This is a genomic window from Lysobacter sp. A286 (assembly GCF_054052105.1).
Genome location: NZ_JBSVRJ010000001.1, coordinates 835,071 through 855,041, shown reverse-complemented (window position 1 = coordinate 855,041; position 19,971 = coordinate 835,071). Strand labels below are relative to the sequence as shown.

The following is a 19,971-nucleotide window of genomic DNA, read 5'->3' as shown; positions in this document are numbered from 1 at the left end:
GACCCGGCAGACCGGCTTCCTTCAATCGCAGACGGCGACAGTCTTCGACCGCTGATCGATCAGAACCACCGCATCCTGGAGCGCATGTGCACCGACGAGCAGTTCCGGGAATTGTGCGGAGACGCGTACCTCCACGTCGGAAACGCTTACCTCTCCGACCCGGAAGGGCCCATGCACCGTGGCGCGTTGTGTCTCGATCTGACCATTGGTGAGCTGTGCGCGGCCTGCCTGCTCCAGCGGACCCGCAGCGACCTTCTCGTACAACGCTTGGGGAAGCACGAAGCTGATATTGGCGCCCGTATCCAGGTGTCCCACGGTCTGCAGTGCACCGATCGACACCGGTATGCGAAAAGCACGCTCGTAACCGAGGGCATTATTTCCAGACACCGACAGCCGCAGCGCGCGACTGAACGTCAGGGTCTTGCGTGGGTAATCGATAACCAGCAGCCCGTCGGAAAAGAACTCGCGAGCGATGATTCCCGAAAACACTGCATCCGGAGCGTTGCGGCTGTTGTAGTCGCGCGCGATGACCTCTAAATCGCGTCGGACAACGCCGCCGAGCTCAAGCGAGTCCAGGCGGGTCGTCTCCACGTCCGCGCTTTTTACCCCGTCCGACGTGGTGGTCTCTCCATGCATCGACAGGCCCAGCAAACTGACCAGACTGGCATCCGCACGGGCCATCCCACTTGCACCTGTATCAACCGCGAACCGGAATGGCCCGCGCCCATTGACCCGGGCCTGGACGTAGATGCGCCCGTCCACGGTTTCAAACGGGACATGCACCAGCGCGTCCGACAATGGAACGTCCGCGAGCGCGCAGGCATCGTCCAGTACTGTTGGAACAGGAGTCGCTGCTGTTGCGACAAATACCGCGGTCAGCAGGGTGGACACCGCCACGACCTTTCCAAGTGCAACGACGCAGCGGGCGCTGCTCCTTTGCTCACCGTGCGCCGGCGGGGTCGGCGTCGTGCGATCGGGTCGGGCCTTACGGTCGAGCGGATGTCGCTGAGGCATCGGACTTTCCTTATAGAAGGCGAAACTGCGGGTCGGCGTTCGCGATAGCCGGGCGCAGGGGCTGCAGCGGTTCTGAGCAGGGTCGCGCACGAGCAGGCTGCCCGCTACGCGTCCCGAGAGGGAGCACAATGCGATGAAGCAGGCGCATGGCCGACGGAGGCCGGAAAATTCGGACTAAAAGAGCGGGGGCTCTGCCACTTGGGCCGGCTTTTTTTTGACGAGCCCGCTATCGATGGCTCGAAAAATTACCCATGCTGGTTTTCAGGCCGACGTCCGCTTCCGGCCAGCACCGGCTATTGGCTCCTTGACGGAGCGTTCGCCTTGTCTCAGGCGGAACGCGCAGGAAGCGCCGGGCCAAAGGCCCATGCAGCGTTGACAGGTTGGGCGTCATTCCTTCTTATCTTCAAGGTCCTGGATGTCCCCTGCATCCTTCGGCACTGCGGACTGCTCGTCTTTGGGCAGGATCGACGGTGTGAGTACCGATGCGGTATCGCTCTCCGAGGAGAAGGTGAGGAACGCGAGGTGGGTCTCGTATCGCTCAAGCACGTCGTCGATCACCTGCTGCTTGGTGAGACCCATCAGGTCATAGCCGCCCGAACCGGTCTGCGTGAACACCTCGAGCCGGTAGTAGACATCGGTCTCGCGCGACATCCGGCCACTGAACATCGGCACCGGCGCCTCGACGATGGCGACCTGGTAGTGGAAGGCGCGGAACGTGTCCATCGACACCCGCAGCAGCGGCTCCTCGATGCCATGCGGGTTGGTCATGGCGCTGCGCTCCACCTGGTAGCCCTGGTTCTGGAACTCGGCGGCGACCTCGTCGAGCGCCGGCCGCACCGTGCGGTCGAGGAACTGGGTGACCTGCCGCAGTGACGGAAACGCGCGCAGCTGTTCCAGCCGCTGCTTCCACGACCGCTCCGGAACGTGGCCGCCGATCGCGGCCATCGACGGCCTGCGTAGCACCTGGCCCTCGCGCTCGGCGCGCTCCATGCGCAGCACTTTGTAGAAGGACGCCATCACCAGGTAGGCGATGATCGTCACCGGCAGCGCGAAGATGAGCGTCGCGTACTCCATCGTCGTGACGCCGCCCGCCAGCAGCATCGCCACGGTGAGCACTGCGGTGAGCACGGCCCAGAAGATGCGCAGCCACTTCGGTCCGTCGTGCGACGGATCCGGGATCGAGGCCGAGAAGTTCGACATCACCATCGCGCCCGAGTTGGCGCTGGTGAGATAGAACAGCAGGCCCGACAGCGTGGCCAGGCCGATCAGGAACATCGGCCCCGGGAACATCTGCAGCAATGCATACCAGCCCTGTTCCGGGCTGGTGACCGACAGTTCGGCGAATGCCGTGTTGCCCTGCATCACCTGAAACAAAGCCGAGTTTCCGAAAAACGAGACGATGATGAAGTCGCACAGCACAGGTGCAGTGATCGCCGCAATCACGAACTCGCGCAGCGTGCGCCCGCGGGAAATACGGGCCAGGAATACCCCGACAAAAGGCCCCCACGCGAGCCAGAATGCCCAGAAGAACAGCGTCCAGCCACCCATCCAGTCGGCGCCGCCGGGCTCGTAGGCGAAGGTCTGCAGCGTGCGCGCCGGGAACGTGACGATGAACCGGCCGATGTTCTCGACGAGGGCGTTCAAGAGGAACGCCGTCTGTCCGGTGACGAGGATGTAGACCATCATTGCCACGGCGCTCCAGAGGTTCAGCTCTGAGATCCAGCGGATGCCGCGGTCGACGCCAGACGTGGTGGCCGCGATGGTCAGAACCACCGCGCCTATGACCAGCGCGATCTGCAGCGCGAGACCCTGCTCGAGGCCGAAGATCAACGAGAAGCCGACGTTCAGCAGCACGACGCCGATGCCCATCGAGGTGGCCACGCCGAACACAGTGCCGACCAGCGCGATGATGCTGATGCCATCACCCAGGGGGCCGCGCACGCGCTTTCCCAGCAGCGGGTACAGCGCCGCGCGGATCGACAGCGGCATGCCCCAGCGGTAGGCGAAGTAACCCATCGCCATGCCGAGCAGCGCGTACATCGACCAGCCGGCAATGCCGTAGTGGAACATCGTCCAGACCACCGCATCCTGCATCGCGGCGGCCGAGGCGCCGTCACCGGAAGGCGGGTACAGGTACTGCACCACGGGGCCGGTCACCGAGTAAAAGAGCATGTCGATGCCGACGCCCGCGGCGAACAGCATAGCGACCCAGGTGGTGAGCTTGTACTGCGGCCGCGAATGATCGGGGCCGAGCCGTACGTCGCCCTCCTTGGAGAACGCCACCCAGAGCACGAAGACGATCACCAGCGTCATCGTGAGCACGTAGTACCAGCCGAGATTCGCCGCGATCCAGTCGACGACCGTCTTCATCGTCGTGCGGGCGTAATCGGGCACGAGGATGGCCCAGATCGAGAAGGCGATGATCACCACCGACGAGATCACCAGAACGCGCCAGCTGATGCTGGCCGTGCGGTGCTCGAGCAGTTCCTGGGGCCCCTTGCTGAGGTCGCTGCGCGATACCGGGGCGTCATCGTCAACCGGACGCTCATGCCGGCGTTGCGTTCCGCCGAACCGGCTGCGCTCAAGCGGCGGATGCGACGTCGCCGCCTTCTCGTTCGGGGCCTGCCCGCCGGGCTGGGCGACTTCTGAGCGTTCTTCCGGTGGCTCAATCGGCATGGGTTTACTCGCTCCTCGGGCGCCTGGGGTTCGGAAGCGGGCCAGTCGCAATCAAAGCCTCGCACTTCCAATTTCAACAAATCTGCAGAGCTGCTGGAGCAGTGTGACTTACTGCGAAGAGTAAACGGTCACTCAATGCCCGCTTCCGCCGCCAAAAGCAGCCGCGCGCGACGGCCGTCCGTCAGTGCTGCAGCGACGCCCGATGCACCCCCGCCACGGCCCGCCCGGACGGATCGGCGGCATCGGAGAACGAGGCATCCCAGGCAATCGCGGCCGGTGATGAGCAGGCGATCGACTTGCCGCCCGGCACGGTCTGCGCGCACGCCTCGCCGGGGAACAGTCGCTCGAAGATCCGCCGGTAAAAATAGGCTTCCCGGCTTTGCGGTGGATTGACCGGAAACCGGTTTGCCGCGGCCGCCATTTCGCGATCGCTTACCTGCACTGCGGCGTGCGCTTTCAGGCCATCGATCCAGCCATAGCCGACGCCATCGCTGAACTGCTCCTTCTGCCGCCACAGGATCGAATCGGGCAGGTAGCCCTCGAAGGCTTCACGCAGCACGGCCTTCTCTATCCTTCGCGCCCCGTCGGCTCGGGTCCCGACCATTTTCGCGGTCGCGTCCATCCTCATCGCTACTTCGAGGAATTCGACATCCAGGAACGGCACCCGCGGCTCCACGCCCCAGGCCATCATCGACTTGTTCGCGCGCAGGCAATCGTAGTTGTGCAGCGCGTCGATCTTGCGCACCAACTCCTCGTGGAACTGGCGGGCATCGGGTGCCTTGTGGAAGTACAGGTAGCCGCCAAAGATCTCGTCGCTGCCCTCGCCCGACAACACCATCTTGACCCCCATCGCCTTGATCCGGCGCGCCAGCAGGTACATCGGGGTCGAGGCGCGGATGGTGGTGACGTCATAGGTCTCGACATGCCGGATCACCTCCGGCAATGCGTCCAGACCTTCCTCGATGGTGTAGGTAAACCCGTGGTGGACGGTGCCCAGCGCCTCGGCGGCGATCTCGGCAGCGGCCAGGTCGGGTGAGCCTTCCAGTCCGATGGCGAACGAATGCAGGCGCGGCCACCAGGCTTCGGAACTGTCGTCGTCCTCGATGCGCTTACGCGCGAACCGGGCCGCGCAGGCTGCTACCAGCGAGGAGTCCAGGCCGCCCGACAGCAACACGCCGTATGGCACGTCGCTCATCAGTTGCCGGTGCACCGCGGCCTCGAAGGCTTCGCGCAGTTCGCGCGGACCGACCTCCACGCCGACCGTGGCGTCATGATCGCGCCACGGCCGCTGGTAATACGGAACCAGCCGGCCCGTCGCGCTGTCGTGGTAATGTCCTGGCGGGAACTGGGCGACATCGTTGCAGATCTCCACCAGCGCCTTCATCTCCGAGGCCACGCACAGCCGACCGGTGGCGTCGTGACCCCAGTACAGCGGCACCACGCCGATCGGGTCGCGCGCAATCAGGTAACGCCGGTGTTCCCGATCCCACAGTGCGAACGCGAATATCCCGTTGAGACGGTTCAACCAGTCGCCGATGTCGGCATCCTGCCGGTACAACGCGCTGATCACTTCGCAATCCGATCCGGTCTGGAAGTCGTAGGGCTGCTCCAGCGAGGTCTTGAGCTCGCGGTGATTGTAGATCTCGCCATTGACCGCGAGCACCAGTTGCCCATCGGCGGAGCGCAGCGGTTGCGAGCCGCCGGCCGGGTCGACGATGGCCAAGCGCTCGTGGACCAGGATCGCGTCATCGTCCAGATACACCCCACTCCAGTCCGGACCGCGGTGGCGCTGGCGCTGTGACAGTTCCAACGCCAGCCGCCGCAGTTGCGGGAGGTCGTCGCCGGGCTGCAGGCCGAAGATGCCGAAGATTGAACACATGACGTGGGCTCCGTGACGCTGGGTGGCGGAAAACAAAAAGGCCCGCACTTCGCAGTGCAGGCCTTGGGGATCGATTGAGCGTTTGTCGCGTTCGCTAATCGCCGGCCTGCGGAAGGCTGACGTTATTATTCGAATTGAGCTGCGCAGCAGAATGCGCCGCACACGAACCGGAGCCGGTGACAGCGGACGCGAATGCAAGCTGGGAGAAAACGAGGATCATTGGCCGATCCTGCTCCTTATGGATACCGCGCGCAAGCACTTACCTGGAAGGTGCCTGCATCTGCGCAGGTGTCCCGAGGGCTCAGTCCTGATCAAGCTGCTCGAACCGCATCGCAAGGTAGTCGATCAGGCTTCGCACCGAGGGCAGCAGTCCGCGCCTTGACGGAAACACGGCATGCACGATGCCGCTTCGTGACGCCCATTCCGGGGCGATCTTCACCAGCGCGCCCTGCTTCAACGCGTCACTGACCACCATGGTCGGCAACTGCGCGATGCCGACGCCACGAATCGCGGCGACACGCAGGGCATTCATGTCGTCGGTGACCAGTCGGGGCTGGTGCGGGATCGCGACCGAGGCGCCTTCCGGGCCTTGCAGCGACCAGACATGTTGCGGTTGCGGCGGACCGAGATCCACGCTCGGCAGACCGGTGAAATCGACCGGCATCATTGGCAACGTACGTCCGACCAGCAACGCCGGGCTGCCCACCAGGCACCAGGTCCGCTCGGCCAGCACCCGCATCACCAGGTCGCTGTTTTCCAGTGGCGGCGTGCGCGCGCGGATGGCCACGTCGATGGATTCACCGATCACGTCCACGCGGCGGTTGGTGGCCTCCAGATGGACGGTGACGCCGGGATTGTCGGCCATGAAGTCGGCCACCATCACGCCGACGTTGGCGTCCAGCAGGGTGATCGGACAGGTGACGCGGACGATGCCACAGGGCTCGGAGCGGGTCAGGTCGATGGCCTCCTGCGCCGCTTCCGCCTCCACCAGCATCGCCTTGCAGTGGCCGTAGTACTGCTGGCCGATTTCGGTGACCGAGAACCGGCGTGTGGAGCGCTGGATCAGGCGCACGTCCAGCCGTTCCTCCAGCATCGCGATGCGGCGGCTGAGCTTCGACTTCGGGATGCCCAGCGCGCGTCCCGCCGGCGCGAAGCCGCGATGATCGACCACCTGCACGAAGTAGTACAGATCGTTGAGATCCTGCATGGCGGTCGCCTCATCGTTCTTTAAACAGGACGATGAGGATAAGAAATGGGGGCTTCCGGATCAATCGTCATGAAACTAAGGTGGATCCCATCGGCCCAGACCCATTCAGGCCGAGACAATCAGGAGATCAGCATGAAGAAGGTCCTCGGCATCTACAGCGCCCCCAAGCCGCATTGGGTGGGCGACGGCTTCCCCGTCCGCTCGATGTTTTCCTACAACAGCCACGGCGCGCACCTGAGCCCGTTCCTGCTGCTGGACTACGCCGGGCCGATGAAGTTCGACCCGGCCGCGCAGCCGCGTGGCGTCGGCCAGCACCCGCACCGCGGTTTCGAGACCGTCACCATCGTCTATGAAGGCGAGGTCGAGCATCACGACTCCACCGGCGCGGGCGGCAAGATCGGTCCCGGCGACGTGCAGTGGATGACAGCCGCGTCCGGAATCCTGCACGAGGAGTTTCACTCGCACGAGTTCACCCGCACCGGCGGCACGCTGGAGATGGTGCAGCTGTGGGTCAACCTGCCGGCGAAGGACAAGATGGCCGCGCCGGGCTACCAGACCTTGCTGGATGCCGACATCCCGTCGGTGGCCCTGCCCGGCGACGCCGGCCGGGTCCGGGTGATTGCCGGACAGTACGCCGGTCATGCGGGACCGGCACACACGTTCACCGCGATGAACGTGTGGGACGTGCGACTGGGTCAGGGCCATTCCAGCGAATTCCTGTTGCCCGAAGGCCACACTGCGGCGCTGATCGTCCTGCGTGGCACCGTGCAGGTCAATGGCGAGCACATCGCCCGCGAGGCACAGATGGTGATGCTCGACCGCAACGGCATGGACGTGCTGCTGGAGGCCAACAGTGACGCGACCATCCTGCTGCTCAGCGGCGAGCCGATCGACGAGCCGATCGTCGGCCACGGGCCGTTCGTGATGAATACCCAGGACGAAATCCACCAGGCGATCACCGACTTCAACAGCGGTCAATTCGGCCGGATGCCGCACTGACGGACAGCCGGCCCCGATCCTCCCGGGCGGGGCCGGCTGTTCCATTTCGATTTAGATACTCTCACCTCAACTTTAAAACCGCCCACCCATAAGGAGCACCACTTGAAACCCCAACTCCATGTCTTGATTGCCAGCACCCGCCCGGGCCGTGTCGGCCCCGCCGTAGCGCGCTGGTTCAGTGATTTCGCTGCCGAACACAGCGCGTTCGACGTCAAACTGGTCGATCTGGCGGACTTCAACCTGCCGGTCTACGACGAGCCAACCCACCCCGCCATGCAGCAGTACGAGCACGCGCATACCAAGGCCTGGTCAGCCAGCGTGTCGGCGGCCGACGCGTTCGTGTTCGTGACCCCGGAATACAACTTCAACCCGCCGCCGTCGTTCGTGAACGCGTTGAACTACGTCTACCGCGAGTGGAACTACAAGGCCTGCGGCTTCGTCAGCTACGGCGGTGTGTCCGGCGGCCTACGCGCGGTGCAGATGGCCAAGCAACTGGTCACCACCCTGAAGATGATGCCGATGGTCGAAGGCGTTGCCGTGCCGATGGTGGGCCAGTCACTGGATGAGCAAGGCACGTTCGTTTCCAACCAGTTGATCGACCATTCCGCGCAGCAGATGCTGGACGAGTTGGCCAAATGGACTGGCGCGCTGGCCTCCCTGCATACGCCCGCTGACACAACGGCATAAGTCGCGCGTGGATGCGCTGATCCACCTGATCGAGAACTACGGCCTGTGGGTCGTGTTCATCGCCGTCCTGCTGGACCAGGGCGGCGTTCCGGTGCCAGCGTATCCGCCGATCGTCGTGACCAGCGCCATGGCCGTGCAGTCGGGCGACAGCCTGTGGTCGATCCTGCTGGTCGCCACCGTCGCAGCCGTGCTGGCCGATGCGTTCTGGTACGCCGGCGGGCGCCGGTTCGGCGGGCCGATGATCCGTTTCATCTGCCGCCTTTCACTTTCACCGGACTCCTGCGTCGGCACCACCCAGGGCATCTATTCGCGCTGGGGCGCGCCATCGCTGATCGTCGCGAAATTCATTCCCGGCTTCGCCGCGCTGGCCACCACGTTGGCGGGCCAGACCCGGACCGGCCTGGGCCGCTTTGCCTTTTACGACGGCATCGGCGCGGCATTGTGGGCGAGCGTCGCGGTTGCCACCGGGGCGATCTTCCACGAGGCCGTGCATGAGGTCCTGATACAACTGGAATCCCTCGGGCGGATCGGTCTGATCCTGCTGCTGGCCGCCATCACGATATTTGTCCTGCGCAAAGTCTGGAAGCGGCAGCGCTTCATCCGCCTGATCCAGATGGCACGCATTTCGCCGGCCGAGCTGCACGAGTTGATGGGCACCGGCATCAATCCACTGGTGCTGGATGTGCGTCCGGCGGATCAACGCCAGCTGTCGGGCTGGATCCCCGGCGCGATCGCAGTTTCCAGCATCGCCGAGCTGGACATGGCCGCCCAGCCGGAAGTGATCATCTATTGCGACTGTCCCAACGAGGCGTCAGCGGCACTGCTCGCCCGGCAGCTGAAGAGCCGCGGCTTCAAGCACGTGCGTCCGCTGGCGGGTGGGTTCGAGGCCTGGAATGCCCACGGCTTGCCCATCGCGCAGGCGTCGTAGGGCAAGCGTTGAAGCACCCCCTGCCGCGCTGACCGTCGCCGCGGTGCATGCCATGACGGGTGCAGCCGGATCACGGCTATCATCGGCAGGCCGTTTCCGGTGGGCCTGGGGAAGAAGATGCCGCACACGACACCATCCATTGGCGCGGGTCTGCGCGCAGCCCGGGCTCGACTGATTGGTACTCGGCCAACTGGTGCTCTACCAACTGGTGCTCGACCGACTGGAGCAGGGCCGACCGGCTCGCAACTGGCATCGACCATCCTGCTGACGTTGTTCGTGCTGGTCGCGGGATTGTCGCTGCGTGGCAACCGGCCGCCGGCTCCGCTTGGCATGGATGCGCCGACCGAGGCATTCTCGGCCGCGCGGGCGAAGCAGGTGCTGGTCCGCATCCTCGGCGATGAACGCCCCCACCCGACCGGCAGCACCGCCAACGCCGCGGTGCGCGACCGGATCGTGGCCGAGTTCGCACGGCTGGGAATCGATGCCGAAGTCCAGCGTCGCTTTGCTTGCGGCGGCAGCGCCTGCGCGACGGTCGACAACGTCGTCGCCAAGCTGGCGGGTGCGAGTGCCGAAGACGCGGTACTGCTGTCGGCCCACTACGACTCGGTGGCCGCCGGGCCGGGCGCCTCCGACGATGGCGCCGGGGTCGCGGCGATCATCGAGGTCGCACGCGCACTGCAGGCTGGCCCACCGCTGCCGCGCGATGTCTGGCTGCTGGCCAACGATGGCGAGGAGTTGGGCCTGATCGGCGCGGAAGCCTTCGCGCGAGAACCGGAGTTCAAGCACATCCGCTCGGCGGTGAACCTGGAGGCCCGCGGCACCACCGGTGCGAGCCTGCTGATCGAGACCCAGCCGGGCAACGCCGCAATCGTCTCGACCGTGCGCCGTGCGCTGTCGCGACCGGGCAGTTCATCGCTGGACTACGAGATTTACAAGACCCTGCCCAACGACACCGACTTCACCGTCTACCGGCGCGAGGGCCTGGTCGGGGTCAACTTCGCCTGGGCCCGGGGCGCAGCGCGATACCACACGCCACTGGATGACATCGCCCATCTGGATCCCGGCTCGTTGCAGCAACATGGCGACAACGCACTGGCCATGGCGCGCGCGCTGGCCAGTACCACAGTGCCGCTGAAATCCAGTCACGACGCGGTGTTCTTCAACGTGTTCGGGGCCGCGCTGGCCGGCTGGCCGGTCACCTGGAATGTCTGGCTGTTGGTACTGGGCCTGGCCGCCTGGCTGGCGCTGGCGGTGCGTCTGGTGCGCCGCGAAGCCGTTCGGGTCTTGCCACTGATCGGTGCCGGGGCCGGCATGTTCGCCGGACTGGCCCTGCTGGGCGGGATCGGCTGGGCGATCCACTCGCTAATGCAGGCTTTGGGGGCGATGCCGGCGGCATGGACGGCCCAGGGCGGAATTCTTGTTGCGACCTTCGTGTTGCTGGCGCTGCCGGTGACCGTGCTGGCGGGATGGCTGCTCCAGCGATGGTGCGGCGAGGCGACCACAGCCGCCGCGAGCTTGCTTCCTTTTGCGGCCATCGCAATCGCCACCGTGATGGCGATGCCCGGTGCCAGCCACATGGGCCTGTTGCCGCTGTTGGCCGGCGCACTGTGTGGCCACGCCTGTCCTGGGCGTCCTCGCGTGTGGGCCGGGGTCGCGGCGGTGGTCGCCGCGGCCTTGTGGTTTCCCTATGCGGTGGACAGCTACAGCGCCATCGGCCATCCGGGCTTGCCGGCAGCGACGCTGCTGACCGGTCTGGTGTTGCTGCCACTGATACCGGCGTTGAGGTCGCTGGGCCGCGGTGAAGTCGTGCTGGGTGGCGCGGCGTTGTTGGCGACGATTGCATGCGCCGTGCTGGCACTCGCGCGGCCAGCGTTCGATGCCGATGTCCCGCGACCGATGAACCTGGTCTACGTGGGCACCGATTCAGGCGCGCGGGTGTTTCTGCAACCCAGAGCAGACCTGCCCGCCGGCTTCCTGCGGGAGAACGGATTTGCATTGGAATCGGAACGCGTCTTGCCGTGGTCGGGCCGCGGCTTCGCGGGTCCCGATGGCCCGGCATTGACGCCACCGATCCTTGAGTTGGAACAAGACGCCGTAATCGACGGCAAACGCCAGCTGCGGATCCACCTGCGCTCCGCCCGGGGCGCGGTCGAAGGCGGGCTGGTCCTGCCCGGCAGCGTCGACGTCGCATCGATCCGGGTCCGGGGCCAGACGCTGGCTCCGTCGCGTTGGCACGCGCAGGAAACCACGTGGCGCAAGATCGCGCTGGTCGGCTTGCCGGACGAGGGCGCGACATTCGAGTTCAAGGCCGCTGCCGGCGAGCCCGTCACCCTCTACGCCTATGACCGATCGCACGGTGTGCCGGCCGGGCTGGTCGAGATGGTGCATGCCCGCGACGCGGTCAGCGTGCCATCCGGTCCCGGCGACTCGAGCTGGTCGTGGACCGAGCTGACGCTGGAGGACTAGCGGCGGTGGTCACCGGCGCCCATGCAGCTCACGTGTCGGCGGCGCGACCGCCGCCACCCGAATACCGGGATTCCACCTTCGCGATTCTCCAGTAAGCGGATGCCGCGAGCCAGGTAAAAACCAGGATGGCCACGATCACATAGCCCAGGTTCTCGATATCCAGAGCCGCGATCCAGCCCAGCAATCCGGAGCTACCGGGAAACGCTTCCGCGGCAAGACCGATGAGCCCGAGTCCGCCGACCAGGAACGCGACGGCGACCGAGATGATGGTGATCGTCAGGTTGTAATAGACCTTGCGTACCGGCGAGGCAAACGCCCATGCGTAGGCGTGATGCATGATTACGCCATCGAGCGTGTCGACCAGAGTCATGCCCGCCGTGAACAGGATGGGCAACACCAGCACCACGTACCACGGCGCGGTGAGAGCGGCCGTACCACCAATCACGAACAGGGCAATCGTCGTGGCGGTATCGAAGCCGAGCCCAAACAGAAGCCCGACCACGTACATCTTCCACGGCTTGTCCACACGCCGCGCGACCGGACCGAGAATCCGGTTGAGCACGCCGCGGTTGGTCAGCAGGCGTTCGAGTTCGGCCTCGTCGAGTTGCTGGCTGTGCATGTTACGGAATACCCGCCAGATGCCCTGCAGCGATACCAGGTTGATGAGGCCGATCAGCAACAGGAACACGCCGGAAACGAGCACGCCCCACACGCTGGCGATCGAGGTCAGTGTCGAGTGCTCAAGCGTGATCTGGCTGGCGAGCACATTGAGTCCCGCCACGAGCAGCAAGACCGTGACGACGACGACGGTGGAATGCCCGAGCGCGAACCAGAAGCCAACCGTGACCGGGTGCTGGCCGTCCTCCGCGACGAGTTTGCGTGTGGTGTTGTCGATCGCCGCGATGTGGTCGGGATCGAAACCGTGCCTCAGCCCCAGCGTGAACGCGGTAACCGCCAGACCGGTCCCGAACACGACTTGCCCGCCCATGATGTAGTCGCCGGGCAGGACCACCAGGAAGAAGGCGCCCCAGCCAAGGATGAAAAGCGCCGCGTTGACGACACCCATCCCGATCAATGCCGTGAGTTTGCTGGATGTGGGCGGCGCCGATCGCATGACGAAAGCTCCCTGGCAGTTCCGGCAAGGCCGGAGCGTCGTTACCGGTGTAGGTGCGTATGGCCGCCGTGTTCGTGACTGTGAACGTGCCCGCCGTCCTCGCTGGCATGGTGGTGCGGTGCCATGGGGCCGGGATCGCTTGGCGAGTGGGTGCCGTTGACAAACGCGGTGTGAAGTTGCCTGACCCAGTCGCACAACTGCTTGTCGGTTTCGCGGCGATTCTTCGAATGCGCGAGCACCGGCCTGTCGTCACGCGCGGCCCGCGCATCTTTCAGCATCTGCTCGACATCGACATCGACGTACTCGGCCAGGTCGACCTTGTTAACGATCAGCAGGTCGGCGCGGGCGATGCCTGGCCCACCCTTACGTGCGACATCACCGCCGCCGGCCACGTCGAGGACGAACAACTGCGCATCGACCAGCGCGGGCGAAAACGTTGCTGTGAGATTGTCGCCACCACTTTCGACCAGGACGATGTCGAGCGGAGCGAAGTCCTTCTCGAGATCTTCCACGGCCAGCAGATTCATGGTCACGTCGTCGCGAATGGCGGTGTGCGGGCATGAGCCGGTCTCGACCGCACGGATCCGCTCGATGGGCAGCACTCCGGCCGAGCGCAGGAACCGGGCGTCCTCGTCGGTGTAGATGTCATTGGTGATCACGCCAATGCGGAATTCCGCGTTCAAGTTGCGGCACAGCGTTGCGATTACGGTGCTTTTGCCGGTGCCGACCGGACCGGCGACGCCGAGGCGCAGCGAGCGGGTTCGCGTGGTGTTCCGGGGATCAGTCAAGACAGTCTCCAGTGGCCGATGCGGTGGCCGGTGCCCACGGCTCCCCGAGCAGCGTAACACCGTGGTCGAGCTGCCGGCGCAGCCCGAGCGTGTCGTCCGCCAGGGCACTCACCAGGATGCCGGGACCCTCGAGGGACAACAGCGCCGCGTCATGCCCCAGCACGCGCGTGCCGGGTGTGCGGGTGTGCCATGCGGGGTCAACGACAAGCACGCTGCCGATGCATTTGCGTGCCCCCAGCACGGCGGAACTTCGCCATCCTTTCGCTGCCGGGTCGAGGACAAGCTGTTGTTGAAACAACGAACGACCGGCTCGGCGCACGCGCACGTGCTGGGTCAGATGCCCGGGCTGCTCCCGGTGGCGCCCGAGCAACAGCTCCTCGCGCAGGAACAGACGTGCATCGGCGGCGAGCGTGATGTCGATCTCATGCAGATGATCGCACCCGCGTGCGGCGATGACCGGCTCCGGCAGCCACAAGAACGTTGCACCCTCATCGACCCTGACGGTGATACGCATGTGCGAGCGCCCTCCCCGCGCGCCCGGAAGCAACAGCGTGGCCGAGATCTCGTTCAGGACCAACGTGCTGCCCGCGCCAACGTGGATGTCCAGCGCGAAATCGTCGCCCCCCAGGGGGCCGGCGGCGCTGGTGGCCAACGACACCCGCGCGATGCCGATCATGCGATAAACCAGCGGTTCGCGGCCTTTCGGCAGCGTCGGTCGCAGCATGAGGGGGGCGTGGGATCGCAGCACGCGCACGCGGCTCACTGCGCGGCCGTTGTCGCTCACGACCTGCTCGGTCGCCAGCGATGCACGCGCGATCATCGTGGTTGCGCTGCGGGCTGCCGGCTCAGGAGGCAAATAGCCGCACCTTCCAGCGGTGGTGATGTTCAGCGGCGATATCCAGCAAGGGTGAGCCCATCGCCGGCAGTTCCATGGGCGGCGTCCGCGCATGGCGGGCCGCCTGTGCGGTCAACTCGTCTAGAAAACCTGTCAGCCGCACCAGCGCCGCGTGTACGGCAAACGGGTCCAGGCTGAGCACCTTCACTGCTGCCGAGGCAGGCCCGGCAACCGCATCGTGCAGCACGACCTGGGCGGCATCACGGGCACCAAGCCCCAGCGCAGCCGCTGCAACCCCATAGACCACCGGTTGGTGTGGACTCCCTTGCAGACCCGCGAGCAAAGCGTGCGGGTGGATGCTCGAGGCCGCCCGCAGCAACTGGCGACCCAGGGCGCGCGAAACGGCGCGTGCCGTGGGCGACGGCATGCGGGCATCCAGTTCGCTGTCCAGTTCCTTCAGCACCAGCGCATTGCCCGCGCGGGCAGCCTCGCATGCAGCGGCCGCAAACGACGCGGCGACCAGACCGGTGGTCGCCGCCCGGCCCTCCAGGAAGCGTTCCACGTCGGCGGCGTCCTTCAAACCCTGCATATGGACGACCGGTTCGAGACCGCCGGAATGCGCGTAGCCGCCGGCGGGCAACCGTCCATCGGCGAGCAGCAGCAGGGCAGCCTTGGACGGCATCCTGGCCGCGTCAGAACAGGAAGTAGCGCTGCGCCATCGGCAGCTCGGTGGCGGGCTCGTGCTCGATCAACTCGCCGTCCACCCTGACCGCATAGGTGTCGGGATCGACTTCGATGTGCGGCAAGGCCGTGTTCTCGGGCAGGTCCTTCTTCGTGCGTCCCCGGCAATTCTCGATCGCAACCAGCGGGCGATTGATGTTCAAGCGGCCGGCGAGGCCGTCGTCGATGGCAACCTGGGATACGAACGCGACGCTGGTGGATGCGGCCGCGCGGGTATGCACGTTGAATCCCAGCCGTTCGAGCACGGGTTGAGGCGTGGGGATCGACGCGTTGGGGTCGCCGAGGGCGGCGACGGCCGCCATGCCGCCCTTGAACACCAGTGCCGGCCGCACACCGAACAGGGCCGGCTGCCACAGCACCAGGTCGGCCATTTTCCCCACTTCCACCGAACCGATGTGTTTCTCCAGCCCGTGTGCAATCGCAGGGCAGATGGTGTACTTGGCGACGTAGCGGCGTGCCCGGTGGTTATCGGCACGGCCATCGCCGGGCAGGCTGCCGCGGATCTGCTTCATCCGGTGCGCGGTCTGCCAGGTGCGGATGACAACCTCGCCAATGCGGCCCATCGCCTGCGCATCGGAGGACATGATCGAAATCGCGCCGAGGTCATTCAGGACATCCTCCGCGGCGATCGTGCCCGCACGGACGCGGCTTTCGGCAAAAGCCAGGTCGTTGGGCACCTGCGGATTCAGGTGGTGGGCAACCATCACCATGTCCAGATGCTCGTCCAGCGTGTTGTGCGTGAACGGACGGGTGGGATTGGTCGAAGCCGGCAGCACGTTGAGCTCACCCGCAATGCGGATGATGTCCGGCGCGTGGCCACCACCCGCGCCCTCGGTATGGAACGAGTGGAAGGTGCGCCCCGCCACCGCCTCCAACAGGTCTTCGACGAAGCCCGCTTCATTGAGGGTGTCGGAGTGGATCGCGACCTGGACGCCGGATTCTTCCGCCACCGACAATGCCGCGTTGATGGCCGCCGGCGTGGCGCCCCAGTCCTCGTGGACCTTGAATCCGCCGACACCGCCGCGCAGTTGTTCCCACAGGGCCTCGCGCGAAACGGTGTTGCCACGGCCGAGAAACAACACATTGAGGGGCCACGGATCGAAGCCTTCCAGCATCCGCTGCATCCACCAAGACCCGGGCGTGGCCAGGGTGGCCTTGGAACCTTCGGTCGGCCCGGTGCCGCCGCCGACCACCGTGGTGGTTCCGGAGGCGAGCGCGATCTCGAGCATCTGCGGACCCACGTAGTGGACGTGGGTGTCGACCGCGCCGGCGGTCATGATCAAGCCGTTGCCGGACATGATCTCGGTGCAGGGGCCAATCACGAGATCGGGATGCACGCCGTTCATGGTCTCGGGGTTGCCGGCCTTGCCCAGTGCAACGATGCGGCCGTCACGGATGCCGACATCGGCCTTGATCACCCCCCAGTGATCGAGGATGACCGCACCGGTGATGACAAGATCCGGCGTGCCCTCGGCGCGGGTCGCACTCGATTGCCCCATGGATTCGCGGATGGATTTGCCGCCCCCAAAGACGGCCTCATCGCCACCCGCGCAACGGTCTTCCTCCACCTCGATCACCAGGTTGGTATCGGCAAGGCGGATGCGGTCGCCCTTGGTGGGGCCATAGGAGGCAACGTACTCGGCGCGTGCAATCTTAGTCATCGAGCTTGCCTCCACATAACCCGCGCAAGCCGAAAACAACGCGTTGCCCCTGGATCGGCACGAGCTCCACTTCCTCGACGGCACCGGGTTCGAACCGCACCGAACCGCCCGAGAGCACGTTCAAGCGTTGGCCCCAGGCCACCGACCGGTCGAACTCGAGGGCGGCATTGACCTCGGCGAAGTGGAAGTGCGACCCGACCTGTATCGGCCGGTCGGCTCCGTTGACCACCCTGATGGTGGTCACCTCGAGCCCGATGTTGATCTCGATGTCGCCCTCCCCCAGCAGCACCTCGCCGGGGATCAGCGGATCGGACTCCTTTAGTTCACTTGCCGACTCGCGCCGTGGCGCCTGCCGCTCACCGGTACCCGGGCGACGCGGCTCGCTTGGCCCGCAGATGCCCGACGACCGGGTCCGCCCCTCGGATTCGGACGTGCCTTCCGGATAATCGCGGCCCGGGTCGTCCGAGGCATGCTTTCGCTCGCCTTGATCCGCGGACAGGAAGTCTGGATTCTCGAACGGATTGGAGATCTTCATCGCACCGGATCCGTTACGGTTACCAGCTTGGTGCCGTCCGGGAATGTCGCCTCCACCTGGACCTGCGCCAGCATCGCGGGCACGCCCTCCATTACGTCATCGCACCCGAGCACGTTGCGGCCCGATTCCATCAAGTCGGCGACGGTCTCGCCGTTGCGAGCGCCTTCCAGCAGGAACGAGGTGATGACGGCGGTGGTTTCCGGCAGATTCAACTTGAGTCCCCGAGCCTTGCGCTCCAGGGCAAGCTTGCCGGCCAGGTAAATCATGAGCCGTTCTTGTTCGTGCATACTCAGGAACATCGAACCCTCCCACGCGCAGGCCACGACAAGCACACGCCGCGCTGCGAACAGGTGGCGTGACTTCAGGCCATCGGTATAACCAGAGCCGCGTTAAAGGTACGTCGTCGAGTTCGTGCACCCGGTTTTCGCCCGGGCATTGACGCCGGGATGGGGCAACCGTTACTCGCTGCCCCGCAGGCGCAGGGTCAATCCCTTGAGGAAATTGCGCAGTACCTGGTCCCCGCAACGACGGAAATGCTTGTGGTCGGCCTGGCGGAACAGTGCGGTCAACTCCGGCTTCGAGATCGGGAAGCCGGCGGCGTCGAAGACCTGGTGCATGTCGACGTCCTTGAGCTGGAAGGCGACACGCAGCTTCTTCAGGACGATGTTGTTGGTGATCCGCTTTTCCACCGGCCGTGGCGGCAGGCTCTCGTCGCGGCCGCGACAGTGCAGTACCAGCCCGTCCAGGAAGTGCGCGAGGACGTCGTCGGGACACTCGATGAAGTCCGCGTCCTCGTCCTTCTTCAGGAACGCCTGCACATCCAGCTTCTCGATCGGGAAATCCGGATCGGCCAGTCGGGTGATCTCCACCACCTTGATGTCGCTCAGGTCGAGCATGAAACGGATACTGCGCAGTACGTCGTTGTTGATCATGGTGTCTCCGCGAGCAGCAACCGCTCGATCAGGGCCAAATATAGTCCGGGCAAGGCTTCCAGGTCCGCCACGCTCAGGTGCTCATCGACCTGGTGGATACTGGCGTTGACCGGACCGACCTCGATGCACTGGGTGCCCAGGGTCGCGATAAAACGCGCATCGGACGTGCCACCACCGGTGCTTTCTTCCGGTGCGGCGCCAGTGAAATCGGCCAGCACGTCACGGGCGGCGGCACGCAGCGGGCCTTCGGGGGTATGGAACGGCTCGCCGCTGCGATGCCAGTGAATCGTGTAATCCAGCGCGTGGGCCCGCAGTACCGCCTCGCAATGACTCTCCAACTGCGCGGCGCTCCAGGTCGGGTTGTATCGCAGGTTGAACTGGACGTGCAGCTCGCCGGGAATCACGTTGCTCGCGCCGGTGCCGGCCTGCAGGTTGCTGACCTGGAGACTGGTCGGCGGGAACGATTGGTAACCGTCGTCCCAGACCCGCGCGGCCAGCTCGGCCAGCGCAGGCAGCGCCTGGTGGATGGGATTTCGCGCCTTGTCGGGATAGGCGACGTGGCCTTGCACGCCGCGCACGGCCAGGGTGCCGGTCAGGCTGCCTCGACGCCCCACGCGCAACAGGTCGCCCAGTACCGCAGTGGATGACGGCTCGCCGGTGATGCACCAATCGATGCGCTCATCGCGCCCGCGGAAGGTCTCGGTCACCCGGCGCACGCCGTCGATCGCATCGCCTTCCTCGTCGGAGGTCAACAGCAATGCGATGCGGCCGGGGTGACCGGGATGGGCTGCAACAAACTGCTCGGCGGCGACGACAAATGCGGCCACGCTGCCTTTCATGTCGGCGGCGCCACGCCCGTACAGGACGCCGTTGCGGATCTCCGGAACGAATGGATCACTGGACCAATCTTCCCGCGGTCCGGTCGGGACGACGTCGGTATGGCCCAGCAACAGCAGGGTGGGAGCAGCCGGATCGCCGTGGGTCGCGTACAGGTTCTCGACGGCGCCAAAACGAAACGACTCGCATACGAACCCGGACCTCGCCAGGCGCGAGGCGACCAGCACCTGGCATCCGCCGTCATTCGGTGTGACGGAGGGCCGCGAGATCAAGTCGCAGGCAAGATCGACAACGTCGCTCACGGGTCGATCCCGAACCGCGCCTTGAACCCGTTGTCGCTGAAGCGCTGGCTGACCTGTCCGTCATCGGTGACCACCACCGGGCGCCGGATCAACTGCGGGTACTCCTTCAGCAGCAGCTTCCACTCGGCGTCCGAACCGGGGGCCTTGCGGCTATCGGGCAGCTGGCGCCAGGTGGTGGAGGACTTGTTGATCATCGCTTCCCAGCCGCCCAGCTGCTCCTTCCATTCGACCAGCGTCTCTGGCGTCTGGCGCTGGTCGCGGTAATCGACGAACGCGTGCTCGATACCAAAGCGGTCGAGCCATTTGCGCGCCTTGCGGCAGGTGTCGCAGTTGTTGAGGCCGTAGACAGTGGTCATGTTGGTCATTTCCG

General features: G+C 65.5%; 18 protein-coding genes. 4 read left to right on the top strand and 14 right to left on the bottom strand.

Annotation, left to right across the window (positions count from 1 at the left end):
* Positions 1-21: 21 nt before the first annotated feature.
* The 4 genes from ACW7G0_RS04055 to ACW7G0_RS04040 form a co-directional block, all read right to left on the bottom strand.
* Complete coding sequence (locus tag ACW7G0_RS04055) at positions 22-897, bottom strand: aspartyl protease family protein (RefSeq protein ID WP_456987783.1); 876 nt, start codon at positions 895-897, stop codon at positions 22-24.
* Between the two features lie 504 nt (positions 898-1,401).
* Positions 1,402-3,690: a choline BCCT transporter BetT gene (gene betT / locus ACW7G0_RS04050; protein WP_456987782.1), complete on the bottom strand. Its 2,289-nt coding sequence runs from the start codon at positions 3,688-3,690 to the stop codon at positions 1,402-1,404.
* 181 nt (positions 3,691-3,871) lie between these two features.
* Positions 3,872-5,569 carry an asparagine synthase B gene (gene asnB / locus ACW7G0_RS04045; RefSeq protein WP_456987781.1) on the bottom strand — a complete coding sequence of 566 codons (1,698 nt, stop codon included), beginning with the start codon at positions 5,567-5,569 and terminating at the stop codon, positions 3,872-3,874.
* A 301-nt stretch (positions 5,570-5,870) separates the two neighbouring features.
* Positions 5,871-6,776, bottom strand: coding sequence for a LysR family transcriptional regulator (locus ACW7G0_RS04040; protein WP_456987780.1), 906 nt, complete (start codon positions 6,774-6,776; stop codon positions 5,871-5,873).
* Positions 6,777-6,908: 132 nt separating this feature from the next.
* Here ACW7G0_RS04040 and ACW7G0_RS04035 point away from each other — a divergent pair, with 132 nt between their 5' ends.
* From ACW7G0_RS04035 to ACW7G0_RS04020, 4 genes are all read left to right on the top strand, one after another.
* Complete coding sequence (locus ACW7G0_RS04035) at positions 6,909-7,775, top strand: pirin family protein (protein ID WP_456987779.1); 867 nt, start codon at positions 6,909-6,911, stop codon at positions 7,773-7,775.
* Between the two features lie 102 nt (positions 7,776-7,877).
* Complete coding sequence (locus tag ACW7G0_RS04030; RefSeq protein WP_456987777.1) at positions 7,878-8,462, top strand: NADPH-dependent FMN reductase; 585 nt, start codon at positions 7,878-7,880, stop codon at positions 8,460-8,462.
* A 7-nt stretch (positions 8,463-8,469) separates the two neighbouring features.
* On the top strand, positions 8,470-9,390 hold the full coding sequence (locus ACW7G0_RS04025) for a rhodanese-like domain-containing protein (protein ID WP_456987775.1): 921 nt from the start codon (positions 8,470-8,472) through the stop codon (positions 9,388-9,390).
* 330 nt (positions 9,391-9,720) lie between these two features.
* A complete protein-coding gene (locus ACW7G0_RS04020) occupies positions 9,721-11,856 on the top strand; it encodes a M20/M25/M40 family metallo-hydrolase (protein WP_456987774.1) in 2,136 nt (711 codons plus the stop codon).
* 28 nt (positions 11,857-11,884) lie between these two features.
* Here the strand turns inward: ACW7G0_RS04020 and ACW7G0_RS04015 are convergent, their stop codons facing one another.
* The 10 genes from ACW7G0_RS04015 to ACW7G0_RS03970 all read right to left on the bottom strand — a co-directional run bounded on the left by ACW7G0_RS04015 (position 11,885) and on the right by ACW7G0_RS03970 (position 19,957).
* Complete coding sequence (locus tag ACW7G0_RS04015) at positions 11,885-12,970, bottom strand: HoxN/HupN/NixA family nickel/cobalt transporter (protein WP_456987772.1); 1,086 nt, start codon at positions 12,968-12,970, stop codon at positions 11,885-11,887.
* 41 nt (positions 12,971-13,011) lie between these two features.
* A complete protein-coding gene (gene ureG / locus ACW7G0_RS04010; RefSeq protein WP_456987771.1) occupies positions 13,012-13,758 on the bottom strand; it encodes an urease accessory protein UreG in 747 nt (248 codons plus the stop codon).
* The gene (locus ACW7G0_RS04005; RefSeq protein WP_456987770.1) at positions 13,751-14,578 is read right to left on the bottom strand and encodes an urease accessory protein UreD; all 828 of its coding nucleotides are present in this window, start codon (positions 14,576-14,578) and stop codon (positions 13,751-13,753) included. Before ACW7G0_RS04005 ends, ureG begins: the two co-directional genes overlap by 8 nt.
* A 25-nt stretch (positions 14,579-14,603) precedes the next feature.
* The gene (locus tag ACW7G0_RS04000) at positions 14,604-15,275 is read right to left on the bottom strand and encodes an urease accessory protein UreF (RefSeq protein WP_456987768.1); all 672 of its coding nucleotides are present in this window, start codon (positions 15,273-15,275) and stop codon (positions 14,604-14,606) included.
* Positions 15,276-15,285: 10 nt separating this feature from the next.
* Positions 15,286-16,995 carry an urease subunit alpha gene (locus tag ACW7G0_RS03995; RefSeq protein ID WP_456987767.1) on the bottom strand — a complete coding sequence of 570 codons (1,710 nt, stop codon included), beginning with the start codon at positions 16,993-16,995 and terminating at the stop codon, positions 15,286-15,288.
* Positions 16,988-17,530, bottom strand: coding sequence for an urease subunit beta (locus tag ACW7G0_RS03990; RefSeq protein WP_456987765.1), 543 nt, complete (start codon positions 17,528-17,530; stop codon positions 16,988-16,990). The genes ACW7G0_RS03995 and ACW7G0_RS03990 overlap by 8 nt, the downstream gene beginning before the upstream one ends.
* The gene (locus tag ACW7G0_RS03985) at positions 17,527-17,817 is read right to left on the bottom strand and encodes an urease subunit gamma (RefSeq protein ID WP_456989446.1); all 291 of its coding nucleotides are present in this window, start codon (positions 17,815-17,817) and stop codon (positions 17,527-17,529) included. Before ACW7G0_RS03985 ends, ACW7G0_RS03990 begins: the two co-directional genes overlap by 4 nt.
* 171 nt (positions 17,818-17,988) lie before the next feature.
* Positions 17,989-18,462: a DUF1456 family protein gene (locus ACW7G0_RS03980; RefSeq protein WP_456979820.1), complete on the bottom strand. Its 474-nt coding sequence runs from the start codon at positions 18,460-18,462 to the stop codon at positions 17,989-17,991.
* Complete coding sequence (gene dapE, locus ACW7G0_RS03975) at positions 18,459-19,601, bottom strand: succinyl-diaminopimelate desuccinylase (RefSeq protein WP_456987763.1); 1,143 nt, start codon at positions 19,599-19,601, stop codon at positions 18,459-18,461. The genes ACW7G0_RS03980 and dapE overlap by 4 nt, the downstream gene beginning before the upstream one ends.
* Positions 19,598-19,957 carry a Spx/MgsR family RNA polymerase-binding regulatory protein gene (locus ACW7G0_RS03970; RefSeq protein WP_456987762.1) on the bottom strand — a complete coding sequence of 120 codons (360 nt, stop codon included), beginning with the start codon at positions 19,955-19,957 and terminating at the stop codon, positions 19,598-19,600. Before ACW7G0_RS03970 ends, dapE begins: the two co-directional genes overlap by 4 nt.
* Between the last annotated feature and the right edge of the window lie 14 nt (positions 19,958-19,971).